The sequence below is a fragment of the Embleya sp. NPDC056575 genome, assembly GCF_042793325.1.
GTDB lineage: Bacteria > Actinomycetota > Actinomycetes > Streptomycetales > Streptomycetaceae > Embleya.
The window spans coordinates 845-1125 of sequence record NZ_JBHTVA010000196.1; the positions used below are offsets into that span (position 1 = coordinate 845).

The 281-nt window shown below is 70.1% G+C and carries 1 pseudogene; it reads left to right on the forward strand.

Annotation, left to right across the window (positions count from 1 at the left end):
• A pseudogene (locus ACFRCG_RS48700) lies at positions 1–281 on the forward strand (hypothetical protein); the annotation flags it as partial.

Sequence of the window (281 nt, forward strand, 5' to 3'; positions counted from 1 at the left end):
GTGGCGAAGGCGGTCGGCGGCGGGGTACTGGTGACGGCCGTCGCCGCCGGATACGCCTTCGTGGCGTGGCCGGCGATCGGCGACGCCAAGAAGGACCTGCCCATGGAGCCGGACTACGCGGCGGCGGCGAATGTGATCGCTTCCGGGGAGAAGCCCGGCGATGGCGTGATCTTCAACGGCGGGCTGTCCGAGCGTCGCGCCATATCCTACGAGCTGCGGGACCGCAAGGCCCCCAAGGACGTGCTCATGGAGTGGACCCCGCAGCAGAACGGCTCGTACGG